Source organism: Pseudomonas sp. m6p (assembly GCF_055760375.1).
This window is the reverse complement of the sequence record NZ_CM147084.1, coordinates 6,333,222-6,349,771: the sequence shown is the minus strand read 5'-3', so window position 1 is coordinate 6,349,771 and position 16,550 is coordinate 6,333,222. Positions and strand designations below refer to the sequence as shown.

The following is a 16,550-nucleotide window of genomic DNA, read 5'->3' as shown; positions in this document are numbered from 1 at the left end:
TCTTGTTTTCAGAATCAAAGTCAAAAGATCGCAGCCTTCGGCAGCTCCTACAGAGGGAGCAGGGATGAATTAATCCACAGGGCCTGAAGCATGCCGCAACCGTTCATTTTCCGTACCGTCGACCTGGATGGTCAGACCCTCCGCACGGCGGTACGCCCCGGCAAGCCTCATTTGACGCCCTTGCTGATTTTCAACGGCATCGGCGCCAACCTGGAGCTGGTGTTTCCATTTGTCGCGGCGCTGGACCCGGATCTGGAAGTGATCGCCTTCGACGTGCCCGGTGTCGGCGGCTCGTCGACGCCCAACCGGCCGTATCGCTTTCCCGGGCTGGCGAAGCTGACCGCGCGGATGCTCGACTACCTCGATTACGGCCAGGTCAACGTCATCGGCGTGTCCTGGGGCGGCGCGCTGGCGCAGCAGTTTGCTCACGACTACCCCGAGCGCTGCAAAAAACTGGTGCTGGCAGCGACCGCCGCCGGTGCGGTGATGGTGCCGGGTAAACCGAAAGTGCTGTGGATGATGGCCAGTCCGCGGCGCTACATTCAGCCATCGCACGTGATCCGTATCGCCCCGCTGATCTACGGCGGCTCGTTCCGCCGCGACCCGACGCTGGCCGCCAGCCATGCCGCCAAGGTGCGTTCGGCGGGCAAGCTCGGCTACTACTGGCAGCTGTTCGCCGGCCTGGGCTGGACCAGCATTCACTGGCTGCACAAGATCCATCAGCCGACGCTGGTACTGGCCGGCGACGACGATCCGCTGATCCCGCTGATCAACATGCGCATGCTTGCCTGGCGGATTCCCAACGCCCAGCTGCACATCATCGACGACGGCCATCTGTTCCTGATCACCCGCGCCGAAGCCGTGGCGCCGATCATCATGAAATTCCTTGAGGAGGAACGCCAGCGCGCCGTGATGCATCCGCATCCGACCCCACTGGGCGGCTGAATCACGGCGGCAGGCTTTATGCAGGGTTTTGAACAAAGTGCGCGGCAGGACGCCGCGCGGGCAGCAACCCGTAACAGCGACTATGGTGTTCTGGTTCGGTGAGTTTGTTTTTGACCTGAAGACGAAGGAGTGTTGAGTCATGCGCGACAAACCAGCGACGGGCGTTGTGCCCAGCCCCGCCGTGTTCATCAACGCACAAAGTGCGATCACCGGCCTGCGCGGCCGGGACCTGATCTCGACCTTGCGCAGCGTCGCCGCCCACGGTCTACGCAACCCGATTCACAGCGCGAAGCACGCCTTGAAACTCGGTGGCCAACTCGGTCGCGTGTTGCTCGGTGAAACCCTGCACCCGACCAACCCGAACGACAGCCGCTTCGCTGATCCGGCATGGAGCCTCAATCCGTTCTACCGGCGCAGCCTGCAGGCCTATCTGGCCTGGCAAAAACAGGTCAAGAGCTGGATTGATGAAAGCAACATGAGCGATGACGATCGCGCCCGCGCGCACTTCGCCTTCACCTTGCTCAACGACGCGGTGGCACCGTCGAATACGCTGCTCAACCCGCTGGCAGTCAAGGAGCTGTTCAACTCCGGCGGGCAAAGTCTGGTGCGCGGTCTGAGTCATCTGTTCGATGACCTGCTGCACAACGACGGCCTGCCGCGCCAGGTCACCAAACAGGCATTCGAGGTCGGCAAGACCGTCGCCACCACCTCTGGCGCCGTGGTGTTTCGCAACGAGATGCTTGAACTGATCCAGTACAAGTCGATGAGCGAAAAGCAATACGCCAAGCCGCTGCTGGTGGTGCCGCCGCAAATCAACAAGTACTACATTTTCGACCTCAGCCCGCAGAACAGCTTCGTCCAGTACGCGCTGAAAAATGGCCTGCAGACGTTCATGATCAGTTGGCGCAATCCAGACGTACGCCATCGCGAATGGGGCCTGTCGACCTACGTCGAAGCGGTGGAAGAAGCGATGAACATCTGCCGGGCGATCACCGGCGCCCGCGACGTCAACCTGATGGGCGCCTGCGCCGGTGGCCTGACCATTGCCGCCCTGCAGGGGCATTTGCAGGCCAATCGGCAGCTGCGACGTGTCTCCAGCGCGACCTACCTGGTCAGCCTGCTCGACAGTCAGATTGAAACCCCGGCCACGCTGTTCGCCGACGAACAAACCCTCGAAGCCGCCAAGCGCCGCTCCTATCAGAAAGGCGTGCTCGACGGGCGCGACATGGCCAAGGTCTTCGCCTGGATGCGCCCCAACGATCTGATCTGGAGCTACTTCGTCAACAATTACCTGTTGGGCAAAGAGCCGCCCGCGTTCGACATCCTCTACTGGAACAACGACAACACCCGCCTGCCCGCCGCGTTTCACGGCGACCTGCTGGACTTCTTCAAGCACAACCCGCTGACCCATCCGGGTGGGCTGGAAGTCTGTGGCACGCCGATCGACCTGCAGAAAGTCACCGTCGACAGCTTCAGCGTGGCCGGCATGAATGACCACATCACGCCGTGGGACGCGGTGTACCGCTCGACCCTGTTGCTTGGCGGGGAGCGGCGCTTCGTGCTGTCCAACAGTGGCCACGTGCAAAGCATCCTCAACCCGCCGAGCAACCCGAAAGCCAACTACGTCGAGAACGGCAAGCTCAGCAGCGATCCACGCGCCTGGTACTACGACGCCAAACGCGTCGACGGCAGCTGGTGGCCACAGTGGCTGGAGTGGATTCAGCAACGCTCCGGCGCCCAGCGCGAAACCACGTTTACCCTCGGCAACCCGAACTATCCACCGATGGAGGCAGCACCCGGCACCTACGTGCATGTGCGCTGACGCTTAACCGAACTTTTCTAAGAAGACTGGATGAAAACCCGCGACCGGATTCTCGAATGTGCCCTGCAACTGTTCAACGAAAAGGGTGAGCCCAACGTCTCCACCATGGAAGTGGCCAACGAAATGGGGATCAGCCCCGGCAACCTCTACTACCACTTCCACGGCAAGGAGCCGCTGATTCTCGGCCTGTTCGAGCGTTTCCAGAATGAACTGACGCCACTGCTCGACCCACCGTCGGACGTCGAGCTGGCGCCGGAGGATTACTGGCTGTTTCTGCACTTGATCGTCGAGCGCCTGGCGCAATACCGGTTTCTGTTCCAGGACCTGTCGAACCTTGCCGGGCGACTACCGAAACTGGCCAAAGGCATTCGTCATCTGCTCAATGCGCTCAAGCGCACCCTGGCGTCATTGCTGGCGCGGTTGAAGGCGGCAGGGCAGTTGGTCAGTGATACTCAGGCATTGGGGCAACTGGTGGAGCAGATCACCATGACCCTGCTGTTCTCGCTGGACTATCAACGGATACTCGATCGCGCGGGCGAGGTCAGGCTGGTCGTGTATCAGATCATGATGCTGGTGGCGCCGCATCTGCTGCCGCCGGTGAAAGTCGCTACTGAACGGATGGCCCTGCAGTATCTCGAAGATCATTAACGTCAAAAGATCGCAGCCTGCGGCAGCTCCTACATTGACCATGTTCGCCACCCATTTTTCGCTTTGGCAACGATTCTGTAGGAGCTGCCGCAGGCTGCGATCTTTTGATCTTCAAAAAAACGCCCGACCTTCACAGGCCGGGCGTTTTGTTTTGCCCTGAAAAATCAGGACTGACTGGTTGGCGTCGACGGGGTCGATGCAGCAGTCGGGGTGGCTGCCGGAGTCGGTGCAGCGGCGGAGTTCGACGCGCTGGCCGGGGTTGCCGGGGTGGCTGGCTTGGCTGCTGCGGGTGCAGCTGGCTTCGGAGCAGCGGCCTTCGGCGCGGCCGGTTTTTTCACTGCCGGTTTTTTCGCCGCAGCCGGTTTGGCCGCAGGTTTGGCAGCCGGTTTCGCGGCAGCGGTTTTCGCTGCTGGCTTGGCGGCTGGTTTGGCCGCGGACTTGGCCGCAGGTTTCGCAGCCGCTTTGGCAGCAACCGGTTTCGCGGCAGCCTTGGCGGCTGGTTTGGCAGCGGCCGTTTTAGCAGCAGGCTTGGCGGCAGCGGTTTTTGCCGCTGGCTTGGCTGCAGCTTTGGCAGCTGGTTTCGCAGCCGCTTTAGCAAGTGGCTTGGCGGTCGATTTGGCTGCCGGTTTGGCCGCTGCAGTTTTCGCCGCGACCGGTTGGGTTTTCAGACCGGTGAGTTTCTCGATCTGCTTGGTCAGGGTTTCGACCTTGCTGTGCAGCGCTTTGACTTCATTGCGGCTTGGTACACCCAGGCGCGAAATCGCGCTGTTCAGGCGCTTGTCGAAAGCCCCTTCCAGCTCGTCCCACTTGCCCAGTGCACGATCTTTCACGCCGCTGATGCGCGACTTGGCCGACGAAGCGGAGTCCTTGGCGGCATCGACTTTCTTGCCGACTGCAGACTTGGTGAGCTTCTCGGCTTTCTCGCCGTCTTTGACCAGTGACTCGAAGAGCTTGCTGCCGTCAGTGTCGATCTTCGAGTACACGCCTAAACCAGCCAGCCAGATTTTGCGGGAGTAGTCTTCGACTTTCCCAATCCACGAGCTGCCTTCTTTATCGGTGTTCTTTTTACCAGCCATCCCGTTCTCCTTAAGATTTACGCGCGACGCGTTCGAGCAATGCCGTCAGCTCATCGAGCTTAGCAGAGAGTGTCTCAACGTCATGTTTAGACGGAATGCCGATACGATTCAAGGCGCTTGCCACACGGGAGTCGAACGCCTTCTCGACCTTGTCGAGCTGAACTTCGACACGACCTTTGAACGAGCTGACTTCACCCTTGGCTTCATCGATCTCGGCGTTGGCGGCTTCAAGTTTTTCGGTGACGGCTTTTTTGCCTTTCTTTTCAACAGTTTGACCAGCCTTGATCAACTCCTGAAAGTAGTCGCTGCCCTCTTGGCCGACCTTGGCGTAGGCACCCAGGCCTGCCAGCCAGATCTTGCGGGCATAGGATTTGACGTCGCTCAGAGCAGAAGTCGAAGCGTCGATTTTTTTCTTCAGAATGACTTTGGCCATGGTGCACCTCACGCGCAGAAGGTTTGAGGAACTGCCCGCAAAGGTGTCGGGCTCAGGCACAAAGTAGGGAGAAAAATTAGAAACGGCACCCTAACAACTGACATAAATAAGGGGTGCCTGAATGAAAAGATCGCAGCCTTCGGCAGCTCCTACAGAGGTACACATTCCCCTGTAGGAGCTGCCGAAGGCTGCGATCTTTTGATGTTCAGACCAGCGCTTTATCCAGCGCCTTCTCGATCTCGGCTTTGATCATGCCGCTCATGGCCGACATCATGATGCCCAGTTCCACGTCGACACGGATCGAATCGTCGGCCACATGCACTGCGCCTTTCACGCCCGAGCGCTTGAGGTTCAGGGTGTCGCCCGACCACTGCGGCTCCAGGCCATATTGATCGGAGAGTTTCTGCGCCAGCTTGTCGGCCTTCTCGCGGGCGGCTTCCTTGCCCAGGCTGTGGGCACGCTCAACACTGATTTTGGCCATTGAATGACTCCTGCTTGATGAATGGGTGTCGGTAAATCTTGACCGCGTCTGCGGCAAATCGTCCCGAAGGTCGCCCATCTTACCTTTAGCCATTCCAAGACAAAGCATGGCTTGGGGATTAGAATGTCGCGCATTCTCTTTTGGTGACAGCGATATGACTGATCAGCGCAAAGGCAGCGATGCCGAACCCACCACTCACTTCGGCTTCAAAAACGTTCCGGAAAGCCAGAAAGCGGAAAAAGTCGCTGAGGTTTTCCACTCGGTAGCCGCGAAATACGACCTGATGAACGACCTTCTGTCGGGCGGCATGCACCGTCTGTGGAAGCGTTTCGCGATCGAACTGTCCGGTGTGCGTGCAGGCAACCGCGTGCTCGATATCGCCGGCGGCACCGGTGACCTGACCAAGAAATTCTCGCACCTGGTTGGCCCGACCGGTCAGGTGGTATTGGCCGACATCAACGAATCCATGCTCAAGGTCGGTCGTGACCGCCTGCTGGATCTGGGTGTGTCGGGCAACGTCGAATTCGTCCAGGCCGATGCGGAAAAGCTGCCATTCCCGGACAACCACTTCGACTGCGTGACCATCGCCTTCGGCCTGCGCAACGTGACGCACAAAGAAGACGCCCTGCGTTCGATGCTGCGCGTGCTCAAGCCCGGTGGCCGCCTGCTGGTGCTGGAGTTCTCCAAGCCGACCAACGCGCTGATGTCGAAAGCCTACGACGCCTACTCGTTCGCCTTCATGCCACTGATGGGCAAGCTGATCACCAACGACTCGGAAAGCTATCGCTACCTGGCCGAATCGATCCGCATGCACCCGAATCAGGAAACCCTGAAGTCGATGATGGTCGACGCCGGTTTCGACCGCGTGACCTATCACAACATGACTGCAGGCATCGTCGCCCTGCACCGCGGCATCAAGCCCTGATGTTGCTCACCGGGCTGCTCGCCAGCGTCGAACTCGGCCTCAACCGGGTGCTGCGTCTCGACAGCACGGCGCTGCCGCGGCTGGCGCATCTGACCGGCAAAGTGATTGCCGTGGATTGCCGCTGCCCGGCGCTGCAACTGTTCATCCTGCCCAGCGATGAGGGCCTGATGCTCGCTTCGCACTGGGAAACCGGCGTCGATTGCACCCTGCGCGCACCCGCTTCCAGCCTGGTGAAACTGGCCGTGAGCAAAGACAAGACCGCGGTGCTGCACGCCCCGGAAGTCGAGCTCGACGGTGACAGCGGTGTGTTGCTGGAACTGGCCGGCGTGTTGCAGGACCTCGAGCTGGACTGGGAGTACGAACTCTCGCGCTGGCTCGGCCCGGTCGCCACGCAATTGGTCGGAGGTCATCTGCGCAGCCGCGCGCGCTGGTATCAACAAGGATTTGCCAGCCTCAACCAGAACCTCGCCGAATACCTCGCCGAAGAATCGCGCACCCTCGTCGGCCAGCGCGAAGCCGAAGCGCGGTTCAGCGAGCTGGACCGGATCAAACTTGATCTGGAACGTCTCGAGGCGCGTTTCGAGCGCCTTTCCCGATCCCTCGACCCAAGCGATAACGCATGAAGCTGCTTGCCGTCCGCCGTCTGTTGCGCATCCAGCGCGTCGTGATCCGCTACCGCCTCGATGACCTGCTGTTCGAGCTGCCGTTGCCCTGGTTTCTCCTGGCGCTGCGCTACGTGCTGCCGTGGCGCTGGTTCCCGCGCAAACCGCTGGAGCTGAACCGTGGCGCGCGCCTGCGACTGGCGCTGCAGGATCTGGGGCCGATCTTCATCAAGTTCGGGCAGATTCTTTCGACCCGCCGCGACCTGCTGCCGGAAGACATCGCCGATGAACTGATGCTGCTGCAGGACCGCGTGCCGCCGTTCGATTCGCAGCTGTCGATCAAGCTGATCGAAGAACAGCTGGGCAAGAAAATCAGCGAAGTGTTCAGCCGCTTTGACGTCGAGCCGCTGGCCTCGGCCTCGGTGGCGCAGGTGCACGCTGCGCAACTGAAGACCGGCGAAGAAGTGGTGGTCAAGGTGATCCGCCCAGGCCTGAAACCGGTGATTGCCCAAGACCTGGCGTGGCTGTTCATCCTCGCCCGCGCCGCCGAAAAGATCTCCGCCGACGCCCGCCTGCTGCACCCGGTGGACGTGGTGCAGGACTACGAAAAAACCATCTACGACGAACTCGACCTGTTGCGTGAGGCGGCGAATGCCAGCCAGCTCAAGCGCAACTTCGAAGGCTCGCCGCTGCTTTACGTGCCGCAAGTCTATTGGGACTGGTGCCGGCCGAAAGTGCTGGTGATGGAGCGCATCTACGGGATTCAGGTAACGGATCTGGCGACCCTCGCCGACCAGCGCACCGACATGAAAATGCTCGCCGAGCGCGGCGTGGAGATCTTCTTCACCCAGGTGTTCCGCGACAGTTTCTTCCACGCCGACATGCACCCGGGCAACATCTTCGTCAGCACCGTCAACCCGTGGAGCCCGCAGTACATCGCGATCGACTGCGGCATCGTCGGCAGCCTGACCCCGGAAGACCAGGACTACCTGGCGCGCAACCTGTTCGCCTTCTTCAAGCGCGACTACCGCCGCGTCGCGCAATTGCACATCGATTCGGGCTGGGTGCCGGCGGAAACCAAACTCAACGAATTCGAAGCGGCGATCCGTACCGTGTGCGAGCCGATCTTCGAAAAACCGTTAAAAGATATTTCATTTGGCCAGGTGCTGATGCGCCTGTTCCAGACCGCGCGACGCTTCAACATGGAAGTGCAGCCGCAGCTGGTGCTGCTGCAAAAGACCTTGCTGAACATCGAGGGCCTCGGCCGTCAGTTGTACCCGGATCTGGATCTGTGGAACACCGCACAACCGTTTCTCGAACGCTGGATGCGCGAGCGCGTCAGCCCGAAAGCCTTGATCGGCAACGTGCAGAGCCAGTTCGAACAGCTGCCGCACTTGGCCAACATGGCCCGTGATCTGCTCGAACGCATGTCCCAACCGCACGCCTACGACCCGCCGCCACCGTGGCACAAACGCAAGGACGACTGGTTCCTGCGCCTGCTCGGCAGTGCGCACCTGGCGGGCGGTACCATCCTCGCCGCCGGCGGCCCGCTGCACGAACTGGGGCATTGGCCGGCGGGCATCATGGTGGCCGTCGGCTTGTATCTGGTCGTTCGCCGATAGCCAGTTCGCTGATCGGCTGGCACACTGTTTCAACGCCTGAACCCGACTATTGAAGTGCGGGTTCGCTGTCGGAGTCGAAGATGAAAAACTGGCTGGACGAGATCAAGTGGGACGCCGATGGCCTGGTGCCAGCGATTGCCCAGGATCACAAGACCGGACGCGTGCTGATGATGGCCTGGATGAACCGTGAAGCGCTGGAACTGACCGCTGCGGAAAACCGTGCAATCTACTGGTCACGTTCCCGTGGCAAGCTGTGGCGCAAGGGCGAAGAGTCCGGCCACGTACAGACCCTGCATGAAATGCGTCTGGACTGTGACGCCGACGTGATCATCCTGATGGTCGAACAGATTGGCGACATCGCTTGCCATACCGGCCGTCAAAGCTGCTTTTACCGCGTCTTCGAAAACGGCGACTGGAAAACGGTCGACCCTGTCTTGAAAGACCCGCACGCAATCTATTCCGCAGGACACAAACATGAGTGACACCCTGACCCGCCTCGCTCAGGTACTTGAAGAGCGCAAGGGCGCCGCTGCCGACAGCTCATATGTAGCTAGTCTGTATCACAAGGGCCTGAACAAGATTCTGGAGAAAGTCGGCGAAGAGTCGGTCGAAACCATTATTGCCGCCAAGGACGCCGCCATCAGCGGTGACTGCAGCGATGTGATCTACGAGACTGCCGACCTGTGGTTCCACAGCATGGTCATGCTCGCCCAACTGGGGCAGCATCCGCAGGCCGTGCTGGATGAACTGGATCGTCGCTTCGGTCTGTCCGGACACGTCGAGAAAGCCTCGCGTCCGTCCGCCTGAACAATTTTTAGAGAGGAACAGCAACATGGGCATTTTTGACTGGAAACACTGGATCGTCATTCTGGTAGTCGTGGTGCTGGTGTTCGGCACCAAGAAACTGAAAAACCTCGGCACCGACGTCGGCGAGTCGATCAAGGGCTTCCGTAAAGCCATGAACGATGACGAAAAACCGGCCGCCGATCCGACCGTAACGCCTGCGCAGCCGGTACCACCGGTGCAGCCGCAAGCCACTGCTCAGGCCAACCCGCCGCACACCATCGACGTGCAGGCGCAGAAAGTCGAAGAGCCGATCCGCAAAGACGTGTGAGACTGACAAATGTTTGGTATCAGCTTCTCTGAACTGCTGCTCGTCGGCCTCGTTGCCCTGCTGGTGCTGGGCCCCGAGCGTCTGCCGGGCGCTGCGCGCACCGCCGGCCTGTGGGTCGGGCGGCTGAAGCGCAGCTTCAACGCGATCAAACAGGAAGTTGAACGTGAAATCGGTGCCGACGAGATCCGTCGGCAACTGCACAACGAGCACATTCTGTCGCTGGAGCAGGAGGCGCGGAAGATTTTCACGCCGGTTCAGCAGGAGCCGACGCCGGTTGAGCATGTGGGTGAGCAGACGATTCATGCGCCAGCCGCGCCAGCCGTAACAGCTCCGATACCTGCACCTGCCGCCGCTGTAGCGCCGCCAGCCCCCGTGTCGACTGCTACAGAAACTTCGGTTGAACACGTATCTCCAACCGCCGCGCCGATCACACCTGCGCCTCACGACACCACTTTGCCGCCGCGAGCCCCATGAGCGATCTCCCCGAAAACGACCAGCACATGCCGCTGGTATCGCACCTCACCGAGTTGCGCACCCGCCTGCTGCGTTGTGTGGCGGCGGTGTTCATCATCTTCGCCGGGTTGTTCGCCTTCACCCAGCAGATCTACACCTTCGTCTCGACGCCGCTGCGCCAGTACCTGCCGGCCGGTGCGACGATGATCGCCACGGATGTGTCGTCACCGTTCCTCACGCCGCTGAAGCTGACGATGATGGTCTCGCTGTTCCTCGCGATTCCGGTGATCCTGCACCAGATCTGGGGTTTCATCGCGCCGGGCCTGTACAAGCATGAGAAGCGCGTCGCCGTGCCGCTGCTGGTGTCGAGCATCCTGCTGTTCTACACCGGCATGGCGTTCGCCTATTACTTCGTGTTCCCGCTGATCTTCAAGTTCTTCGCCGCGGCCACCCCGGCCGGCGTGGAAATGATGACCGACATCACCAGCTACCTCGACTTCGTGATGACGCTGTTCTTCGCCTTTGGCGTCGCGTTCGAAATCCCGGTGGCCGTGGTGCTGCTGGTGTGGATCGGCGTGGTCGACGTCAAATACCTGAAGAAGATCCGTCCGTACGTGATCATCGGCTGCTTCGTGGTCGGCATGATCCTCACGCCGCCGGACATCTTCTCGCAGACCCTGCTGGCCGTGCCGATGTGGATGCTGTTTGAAATCGGCATTCTGTTTGGCAACCTGGTCAGCAAACGCGAACGCCCGGACGAAACGCCGGCTGACGATCACAACGACCAGCCGCCAGCGACCCAGGCATGAACCTGCTGTTGCTCGAAGAGGCCGACTTCATCGCGGCCGACCGCGTCGTGCTGCGCGACCGGCGCCTGACGCATATGCAGGAAGTGCATCGATCCGAAGTCGGCGACAGCCTGCGTGTCGGGCGCATCAATGGGCTGATGGGTTCGGCTGAACTGTTGCGCCTTGAGGCTGGCGAAGCCGAGTTGCGCGTCAGCCTCGATCAACCGCCACCGGCCAAGCTGCCGCTGACGCTGGTACTGGCCCTGCCAAGGCCGAAAATGCTGCGCCGGGTGTTCCAGACCGTGGCGACCATGGGCGTGTCGAAGGTGATTCTGGTCAACAGCTACCGCGTCGAGAAGAGCTTCTGGCAGACGCCGTTTCTGGAGCCGGAAGCGATTCGCGAGAATCTGATCCTCGGCCTCGAACAGGCCCGCGATACCGTGCTGCCGGAGATCCTCATCGAGAAGCGCTTCAAGCCATTTGTAGAAGATCGACTGCCTGCGATAACCGAAGGCACCCTCGGCCTGGTCGGCCATCCCGGCGATTTTCCGCCGTGCCCGCGCGCATTGAGCGAACCGGTAACGCTGGCGATCGGCCCCGAAGGTGGCTGGATTCCTTACGAGATCGACCTGCTTGCCAAGTCCGGCCTGCAACCGGTGCAACTGGGCGAGCGCATCCTGCGCGTCGAAACCGCCGTCACCGCCCTCCTCGCCCGCCTGTTCTGACACACCTCTCCCTGTAGGAGCTGCCGCAGGCTGCGATCTTTTGATCTTGTTTTTTAACGGCAAGATCAAAAGATCGTAGCCTCGTTGCACTCGTCAGCTCCTACAGAAACCGGGTTGGCATTCAATTCGGGTTACAGATTGCCATCACCCCGCCGATACAGTGCCCATAAGTCCAATTAGTGGTCCGAGGGGAGTCGTCGCATGTACCGTTGGTTAGCCGAGAATCTTGGAAACGTCAGCGTCAAACGCAAGCTGGGTATCGGTTTCGGCCTGGTGCTGTTGCTCACCCTGTTGATCACCTTTACCGGCTGGACCGGCATGAGCGGCATTATCAGCCGTGGCGACAAGCTCGGCTTCATCTCCAGCCTAAATGAACTGACCAAGGACCTGCGCCTGGCGCGTCTGGACTATGAAGCGCGTCGTGGCGAACAAGGCCCGGGCGCGGTCAACGAGTTGCTGGCCAAACTCGCCAGCGGCTTGCAAACCGCGCGCGGCCTGATCGAGCAGCCCTCAGATGCGGCCATGGTCGATCAGCAACTGGCCGCTGTCGCCGAGTACAAACGCGCCTTCGCCGACATGACACAGGCCACCGTGCAGCGTGAGGACGCGCGCAGCAAGCTTGGCGCCAGTGCCGACAATGCCGTGGCCAAAGTCTCGGAAGTCGAGAAATCCATGCTGCAGGGTGACAGCGTCGCGCAATTCAACAGCGTGATCGAACTGAGCAGACTGTTGCAGCAAGCGCGCTATCAGGTGCGCGGCTACACCTACAGCGGCAAGGCCGAGGCGGAGCAGCCAGCGCTGGACGCCATCGACAATGCACTGAAAAACCTCGACAGCCTGCCGGCGAAACTGCCCGAACAGCACATCGCCAACCTGCAACAGGCCACCGACTCGATCAAGGCTTATCGCGCGGCGGTCGCCCAGTTCCGCGACTCGCAGGTGAGCAATGCCAAGGCCGGGGCAACCATGACGGCTCAGGGCGACATCCTCCTCGACGTCAGCAAGAAACTCACCGAATCGCAAACCGTAGTGCGCGATACCGATGCCGCGCACGCCAAGAACATGCTGATCATCGCCACCCTGCTGGCCGTGGCCTTCGGTTTGCTGGCTGCGTGGGCGATCACCCGGCAGATCATCATTCCACTGAACCAGACCCTGAAAGTCGCCGAACGTGTGGCTGCCGGTGACTTGACCCACAACCTGGTGTCGCAGCGTCGCGACGAACTCGGCCAGTTGCAACGTTCGATGCAGAGCATGACCCAAGGCCTGCGCGAGTTGATCGGTGGCATCAGCGACGGCGTCACGCAGATCGCCAGTGCCGCCGAAGAATTGTCTGCCGTCACCGAGCAGACCAGCGCCGGGGTCAACAATCAGAAAGTCGAAACCGACCAGGTCGCCACCGCCATGAACGAAATGGCTGCCACGGTGCAGGAAGTCGCGCGCAACGCCGAGGAAGCTTCGGAAGCGGCCGTCGCTGCTGACCAGCAGGCCCGCGAAGGCGACAAGGTGGTGGGTGAAGCCATCGCGCAGATCGAGCGCCTCGCGGCCGAGGTTGGCCACTCCACCGAGGCCATGGGCGAACTCAAGCGCGAGAGCGACAAGATCGGCAGCGTGCTCGACGTGATCAAGTCGGTGGCCCAGCAAACCAACCTGCTGGCGCTCAACGCCGCCATCGAGGCGGCGCGTGCCGGTGAAGCCGGGCGTGGCTTTGCGGTGGTCGCCGATGAAGTGCGCAGCCTCGCCCAGCGCACACAGAAGTCCACCGAAGAGATCGAAGAGCTGATCGTCGGCCTGCAGACCGGCACCCAGCAAGTGGCGACAATCATGGACAACAGCCGCAGCCTGACCGACAGCAGCGTCGAACTGACCCGCCGCGCCGGTGGCTCGCTGGAAAGCATCACCCGCACCGTCTCGGCGATTCAGGCGATGAACCAGCAGATTGCAGCGGCAGCCGAGCAGCAGAGTGCCGTGGCTGAAGAGATCAACCGCAGCGTGCTGAATGTGCGGGATGTGTCGGATCAGACGTCGGCGGCGAGTGAAGAGACGGCGGCTTCCAGCGTTGAGCTGGCGCGCTTGGGGACTCATCTGCAGATGCTGGTAGGGCGGTTCAAGGTCTAACCGTCACAGCAAAAGATCGCAGCCTTCGGCAGCTCCTACAGGTGTACACATGACTCTGTAGGAGCTGCCGAAGGCTGCGATCTTTTTTGCTTTACAGGACCTGACGCAGGAAAGCCTGCGCCCGCGGATCCTTCGGCGCATCGAAGAACTCCGCCGGGGACGCATCTTCCAGCAATTTGCCGTGATCGAAGAACAGCACCCGATCCGCCACTTCCCGGGCGAAGCCCATTTCGTGCGTGACGCAGACCATGGTCATGCCTTCCACGGCCAGGTTCTTCATCACATCCAGCACTTCACCGACCATTTCCGGGTCGAGGGCCGATGTCGGCTCGTCGAACAGCATCACTTTCGGGTCCATCGCCAGCGCCCGGGCAATCGCTACGCGCTGCTGCTGACCGCCGGACAGACGTGACGGGTATTCGCGAGCTTTTTGCGCAATACCGACCTTCTCCAGCAACGCCAAGGCCTTGGCCTCACTTTCCTTCTGCCCGCGCTTGCGCACGACCTTCTGCGCCAGGCAGAGGTTTTCCAGCACGGTCATGTGCGGGAACAGGTTGAAGTGCTGGAAGACCATGCCGACTTCGCGGCGGTAGGCGTTGACGTCGGTTTTCGGGTCGGCCAGTTGCAGGCCGTCGATGCTCACCGAACCCGAGTCGAACGCTTCCAGGCCATTGAGGCAGCGCAGGAAGGTCGATTTGCCGGAGCCGGACGGGCCGATCACCACCAGCACTTCGCCCTTGGCCACCGTGGTGGTGACGTTATCCACCGCCCGCACTACCTGACCACGGGTGTCGAAGACTTTTACCAGATCGCGGACTTCAATCACTTTGCGCGAGCCTCCGCTCAAGCCGGCTGGCGATTTTCGACAGCGGCAGGTTGATCAACAGATACAGGCCAGCAACGCAGAACAGGATTTCGAACGGCGAGAACGAGGTGGTGATAACTTCACGGCCGCTTTTCAGCAGCTCGGTAATCGCGATCACCGACACCAGCGAGGTGTCCTTGACCAGGCTGATGAACTGTCCGGCCAGCGGTGGCAGCACGCGTTTGAACGCTTGCGGCAGCACCACATGGCGCATCGACTGGCCGGCGCTCAGACCCAGCGAGCGGGCCGCTTCGTTCTGGCCACGGGCAATCGACTGCACACCGGAGCGGATGATCTCGGCCACGTAGGCACCGGTGAACAGCGACAACGCGGCGATCCCGGCGAACTCCCGGGACAGGTTCATCACCGTGCCTATGAAGAAGTAGAAAATGAAGATCTGCACCAGCAGCGGCGTGCCGCGCACCAGTTCGACGTAGATGCTCGACAGGTCGCGCAGGGTCGGGTTGCTCGACAAGCGGCACAGCCCGGTGACCAGACCGATCAGCAGACCGAGTACGCCGGACACTACCGACAGCCACAGCGTGGTCCAAAGGCCCCACAGCAGCGGCCCTGCCGCCCAATGCCGGGTCACGCCTACGACGTCACCTTCGGCCACATCGTCGCCCTGAGCGAATTGCAGGCTGTTTTCGTCGACGGTCAGGTGCTGCTCGTCACCGGCGTCGTTGCGCAGGGTGACCTGCGCGCTGCCGCCCTTGCGCACCAGTTCGGTGACGGTGGAGATGTCGCTGGCGCGCTGGGACTCTTCGGCCTGATAGGCGAAGTACTGCGGCACGCGGTTCCAGCGCCATTCGTAGGACATCAGCGACGTGGCGTAATACAACGCGCCCGCCAGGCCGACCAGCACCAGCACGGTCAGGACGTGCCAGGGCCATTGGGCTTGTTTCTGTTTCATTGCAGGTTCCGGAATTTTTGTTGCTCTGGGGGACCTCTTCGCGAGCAGGCTCGCTCCCACAGCGGAATGCATTCCAATGTGGGAGCGAGCCTGCTCGCGAATGGGGCAACTCGGTCTATGCGACCGGGCTTATTCCATGTCCTTGAGCCACTCGGTGCTCTTGAACCACTTGTCATGGATGCGATCGTAAGTGCCGTCTTCGTGGATCTGGTGCAGGAAGTTATTGATGAAGTTGAGGCTGTCGTAATCACCCTTCTTCAGACCGAAGGCCAGTGGCTCGTAGGTGAAGGGCTTGTCGAGGAACACCAGTTTGCCGGCGCCGACCTTGTTCACCGCGACCACGTTGTACGGTGCGTCGTAGATGAACGCGTCGGCCTTGCCGTTGACCACGTCGAGCACGGCTTCCTGCTCGTTGTCGTAGCCGTGGTACTTGGCTTTGGCGATCAGCTTCTTGGCGACCATCTCACCGGTGGTGCCGAGCTTGGAGGTGATGCGGTAGTCGGCGGTGTTCAGGTCTTTATAGGACTTGATGGTGCCTTCCAGCTCCTTGCGGATCAGCAGGGTCTGGCCGACCACAATGAACGGTTCGCTGAAGTTCAGGCGCAGGTTGCGTTCCTGAGTCAGGGTCATGCCGCTGCCGATCATGTCGAACTTGTCGGTCATCAGGGCCGGAATGATCCCGTCGTAACCGGTAGACACCAGCTCCAGCTTGACCCCCATGGCCTTGGACATGGCTTTGAGGATGTCGACTTCGAAGCCGATGATCTCGCCGCGCTTGTTGGTCATTTCGAACGGCATGTAGGTCGGATCCATACCGACTTTCAATGTGCCGCGCTTGACCGCGTCATCGATTGCACCGGCGTGCGCCGCATTGACTGCAACCAGTGCCGTGACGCCGACCAGCAGCATCGACAGATACTTCTTCATCTTCAAGTCCCCAAAACCATTGCATGTGCGGCGCGAAAAACAGCCGTGATGGGCAAAAATGCCCGGGTGCGCCAATTCGGGGACGGATGCTAA

Annotated in this window: 19 protein-coding genes and 1 pseudogene; 14 read left to right on the top strand and 6 right to left on the bottom strand. The window is 60.9% G+C overall.

The window, feature by feature from the left end; genetic code table 11:
• Positions 1–90 precede the first annotated feature (90 nt).
• The 3 genes from phaZ (at position 91) to ACYZUM_RS29005 (ending at position 3,415) form a co-directional block, all read left to right on the top strand.
• Positions 91–945: a poly(3-hydroxyalkanoate) depolymerase gene (gene phaZ / locus ACYZUM_RS29015; protein WP_041074940.1), complete on the top strand. Its 855-nt coding sequence runs from the start codon at positions 91–93 to the stop codon at positions 943–945.
• A gap of 139 nt (positions 946–1,084) precedes the next feature.
• Positions 1,085–2,767 carry a class II poly(R)-hydroxyalkanoic acid synthase gene (phaC, locus tag ACYZUM_RS29010; protein ID WP_108181440.1) on the top strand — a complete coding sequence of 561 codons (1,683 nt, stop codon included), beginning with the start codon at positions 1,085–1,087 and terminating at the stop codon, positions 2,765–2,767.
• 30 nt (positions 2,768–2,797) lie between these two features.
• Positions 2,798–3,415 carry a TetR/AcrR family transcriptional regulator gene (locus ACYZUM_RS29005; RefSeq protein ID WP_108181439.1) on the top strand — a complete coding sequence of 206 codons (618 nt, stop codon included), beginning with the start codon at positions 2,798–2,800 and terminating at the stop codon, positions 3,413–3,415.
• Between the two features lie 164 nt (positions 3,416–3,579).
• Here the strand turns inward: ACYZUM_RS29005 and ACYZUM_RS29000 are convergent, their stop codons facing one another.
• From ACYZUM_RS29000 to ACYZUM_RS28990, 3 genes are all read right to left on the bottom strand, one after another.
• The gene (locus tag ACYZUM_RS29000; RefSeq protein ID WP_108181438.1) at positions 3,580–4,491 is read right to left on the bottom strand and encodes a phasin family protein; all 912 of its coding nucleotides are present in this window, start codon (positions 4,489–4,491) and stop codon (positions 3,580–3,582) included.
• A gap of 10 nt (positions 4,492–4,501) precedes the next feature.
• Positions 4,502–4,924, bottom strand: coding sequence for a phasin family protein (locus ACYZUM_RS28995; RefSeq protein WP_041074948.1), 423 nt, complete (start codon positions 4,922–4,924; stop codon positions 4,502–4,504).
• Positions 4,925–5,129: 205 nt separating this feature from the next.
• Positions 5,130–5,405: a polyhydroxyalkanoic acid system family protein gene (locus ACYZUM_RS28990; protein ID WP_003220859.1), complete on the bottom strand. Its 276-nt coding sequence runs from the start codon at positions 5,403–5,405 to the stop codon at positions 5,130–5,132.
• Positions 5,406–5,559: 154 nt separating this feature from the next.
• On the opposite strand from ACYZUM_RS28990, the gene ubiE reads away from it, so the two are divergent.
• The 11 genes and pseudogenes from ubiE to ACYZUM_RS28935 all read left to right on the top strand — a co-directional run bounded on the left by ubiE (position 5,560) and on the right by ACYZUM_RS28935 (position 13,752).
• Entirely contained in the window at positions 5,560–6,330 is a 771-nt protein-coding gene (gene ubiE / locus ACYZUM_RS28985) for a bifunctional demethylmenaquinone methyltransferase/2-methoxy-6-polyprenyl-1,4-benzoquinol methylase UbiE (RefSeq protein ID WP_007961779.1), read from the top strand.
• Positions 6,330–6,953 carry a ubiquinone biosynthesis accessory factor UbiJ gene (locus ACYZUM_RS28980; protein WP_108181437.1) on the top strand — a complete coding sequence of 208 codons (624 nt, stop codon included), beginning with the start codon at positions 6,330–6,332 and terminating at the stop codon, positions 6,951–6,953. Before ubiE ends, ACYZUM_RS28980 begins: the two co-directional genes overlap by 1 nt.
• The gene (gene ubiB / locus ACYZUM_RS28975; RefSeq protein WP_108181436.1) at positions 6,950–8,554 is read left to right on the top strand and encodes a ubiquinone biosynthesis regulatory protein kinase UbiB; all 1,605 of its coding nucleotides are present in this window, start codon (positions 6,950–6,952) and stop codon (positions 8,552–8,554) included. The genes ACYZUM_RS28980 and ubiB overlap by 4 nt, the downstream gene beginning before the upstream one ends.
• Positions 8,555–8,634: 80 nt before the next feature.
• Positions 8,635–9,036: a phosphoribosyl-AMP cyclohydrolase gene (hisI, locus tag ACYZUM_RS28970; RefSeq protein WP_007909357.1), complete on the top strand. Its 402-nt coding sequence runs from the start codon at positions 8,635–8,637 to the stop codon at positions 9,034–9,036.
• Entirely contained in the window at positions 9,029–9,361 is a 333-nt protein-coding gene (locus ACYZUM_RS28965; protein WP_003220849.1) for a phosphoribosyl-ATP diphosphatase, read from the top strand. The genes hisI and ACYZUM_RS28965 overlap by 8 nt, the downstream gene beginning before the upstream one ends.
• Positions 9,362–9,386: 25 nt before the next feature.
• Positions 9,387–9,668, top strand: a complete 282-nt coding sequence (locus tag ACYZUM_RS28960; RefSeq protein ID WP_003220847.1) for a twin-arginine translocase TatA/TatE family subunit — start codon at positions 9,387–9,389, stop codon at positions 9,666–9,668.
• Positions 9,669–9,677: 9 nt separating this feature from the next.
• Positions 9,678–10,142: a Sec-independent protein translocase protein TatB gene (gene tatB / locus ACYZUM_RS28955; RefSeq protein WP_108181435.1), complete on the top strand. Its 465-nt coding sequence runs from the start codon at positions 9,678–9,680 to the stop codon at positions 10,140–10,142.
• On the top strand, positions 10,139–10,930 hold the full coding sequence (gene tatC, locus ACYZUM_RS28950) for a twin-arginine translocase subunit TatC (protein ID WP_041071516.1): 792 nt from the start codon (positions 10,139–10,141) through the stop codon (positions 10,928–10,930). Before tatB ends, tatC begins: the two co-directional genes overlap by 4 nt.
• Complete coding sequence (locus ACYZUM_RS28945) at positions 10,927–11,634, top strand: 16S rRNA (uracil(1498)-N(3))-methyltransferase (RefSeq protein ID WP_108181434.1); 708 nt, start codon at positions 10,927–10,929, stop codon at positions 11,632–11,634. Before tatC ends, ACYZUM_RS28945 begins: the two co-directional genes overlap by 4 nt.
• 201 nt (positions 11,635–11,835) lie before the next feature.
• A pseudogene (locus ACYZUM_RS28940) lies at positions 11,836–12,897 on the top strand (methyl-accepting chemotaxis protein); the annotation flags it as partial.
• The gene (locus tag ACYZUM_RS28935) at positions 12,880–13,752 is read left to right on the top strand and encodes a methyl-accepting chemotaxis protein (RefSeq protein ID WP_371260422.1); all 873 of its coding nucleotides are present in this window, start codon (positions 12,880–12,882) and stop codon (positions 13,750–13,752) included. The pseudogene ACYZUM_RS28940 and the gene ACYZUM_RS28935, both read left to right, overlap by 18 nt.
• Positions 13,753–13,843: 91 nt before the next feature.
• Here ACYZUM_RS28935 and ACYZUM_RS28930 read toward each other — a convergent pair whose 3' ends face one another.
• The 3 genes from ACYZUM_RS28930 to ACYZUM_RS28920 form a co-directional block, all read right to left on the bottom strand.
• A complete protein-coding gene (locus ACYZUM_RS28930) occupies positions 13,844–14,578 on the bottom strand; it encodes an amino acid ABC transporter ATP-binding protein (RefSeq protein WP_041071506.1) in 735 nt (244 codons plus the stop codon).
• Complete coding sequence (locus tag ACYZUM_RS28925; protein WP_108181432.1) at positions 14,571–15,530, bottom strand: amino acid ABC transporter permease; 960 nt, start codon at positions 15,528–15,530, stop codon at positions 14,571–14,573. The genes ACYZUM_RS28930 and ACYZUM_RS28925 overlap by 8 nt, the downstream gene beginning before the upstream one ends.
• A gap of 129 nt (positions 15,531–15,659) precedes the next feature.
• On the bottom strand, positions 15,660–16,457 hold the full coding sequence (locus ACYZUM_RS28920; protein ID WP_041071500.1) for a transporter substrate-binding domain-containing protein: 798 nt from the start codon (positions 16,455–16,457) through the stop codon (positions 15,660–15,662).
• Positions 16,458–16,550: the final 93 nt, after the last annotated feature.

Excerpts from the sequence above, each read along its gene's own strand:
- ACYZUM_RS28960 (WP_003220847.1), top strand. The coding sequence starts at position 9,387 with ATGGGCATTTTTGACTGGAAACACTGGATCGTCATTCTGGTAGTCGTG.
- ACYZUM_RS28965 (WP_003220849.1), top strand. The coding sequence starts at position 9,029 with ATGAGTGACACCCTGACCCGCCTCGCTCAGGTACTTGAAGAGCGCAAG.
- tatB (WP_108181435.1), top strand. The coding sequence starts at position 9,678 with ATGTTTGGTATCAGCTTCTCTGAACTGCTGCTCGTCGGCCTCGTTGCC.
- ubiB (WP_108181436.1), top strand. The coding sequence starts at position 6,950 with ATGAAGCTGCTTGCCGTCCGCCGTCTGTTGCGCATCCAGCGCGTCGTG.
- ubiE (WP_007961779.1), top strand. The coding sequence starts at position 5,560 with ATGACTGATCAGCGCAAAGGCAGCGATGCCGAACCCACCACTCACTTC.
- ACYZUM_RS28925 (WP_108181432.1), bottom strand. The coding sequence starts at position 15,530 with ATGAAACAGAAACAAGCCCAATGGCCCTGGCACGTCCTGACCGTGCTG.
- phaZ (WP_041074940.1), top strand. The coding sequence starts at position 91 with ATGCCGCAACCGTTCATTTTCCGTACCGTCGACCTGGATGGTCAGACC.
- ACYZUM_RS28920 (WP_041071500.1), bottom strand. The coding sequence starts at position 16,457 with ATGAAGAAGTATCTGTCGATGCTGCTGGTCGGCGTCACGGCACTGGTT.
- tatC (WP_041071516.1), top strand. The coding sequence starts at position 10,139 with ATGAGCGATCTCCCCGAAAACGACCAGCACATGCCGCTGGTATCGCAC.
- ACYZUM_RS28980 (WP_108181437.1), top strand. The coding sequence starts at position 6,330 with ATGTTGCTCACCGGGCTGCTCGCCAGCGTCGAACTCGGCCTCAACCGG.
- ACYZUM_RS29005 (WP_108181439.1), top strand. The coding sequence starts at position 2,798 with ATGAAAACCCGCGACCGGATTCTCGAATGTGCCCTGCAACTGTTCAAC.
- hisI (WP_007909357.1), top strand. The coding sequence starts at position 8,635 with ATGAAAAACTGGCTGGACGAGATCAAGTGGGACGCCGATGGCCTGGTG.
- ACYZUM_RS28945 (WP_108181434.1), top strand. The coding sequence starts at position 10,927 with ATGAACCTGCTGTTGCTCGAAGAGGCCGACTTCATCGCGGCCGACCGC.
- phaC (WP_108181440.1), top strand. The coding sequence starts at position 1,085 with ATGCGCGACAAACCAGCGACGGGCGTTGTGCCCAGCCCCGCCGTGTTC.
- ACYZUM_RS29000 (WP_108181438.1), bottom strand. The coding sequence starts at position 4,491 with ATGGCTGGTAAAAAGAACACCGATAAAGAAGGCAGCTCGTGGATTGGG.
- ACYZUM_RS28995 (WP_041074948.1), bottom strand. The coding sequence starts at position 4,924 with ATGGCCAAAGTCATTCTGAAGAAAAAAATCGACGCTTCGACTTCTGCT.
- ACYZUM_RS28935 (WP_371260422.1), top strand. The coding sequence starts at position 12,880 with ATGCAGAGCATGACCCAAGGCCTGCGCGAGTTGATCGGTGGCATCAGC.
- ACYZUM_RS28990 (WP_003220859.1), bottom strand. The coding sequence starts at position 5,405 with ATGGCCAAAATCAGTGTTGAGCGTGCCCACAGCCTGGGCAAGGAAGCC.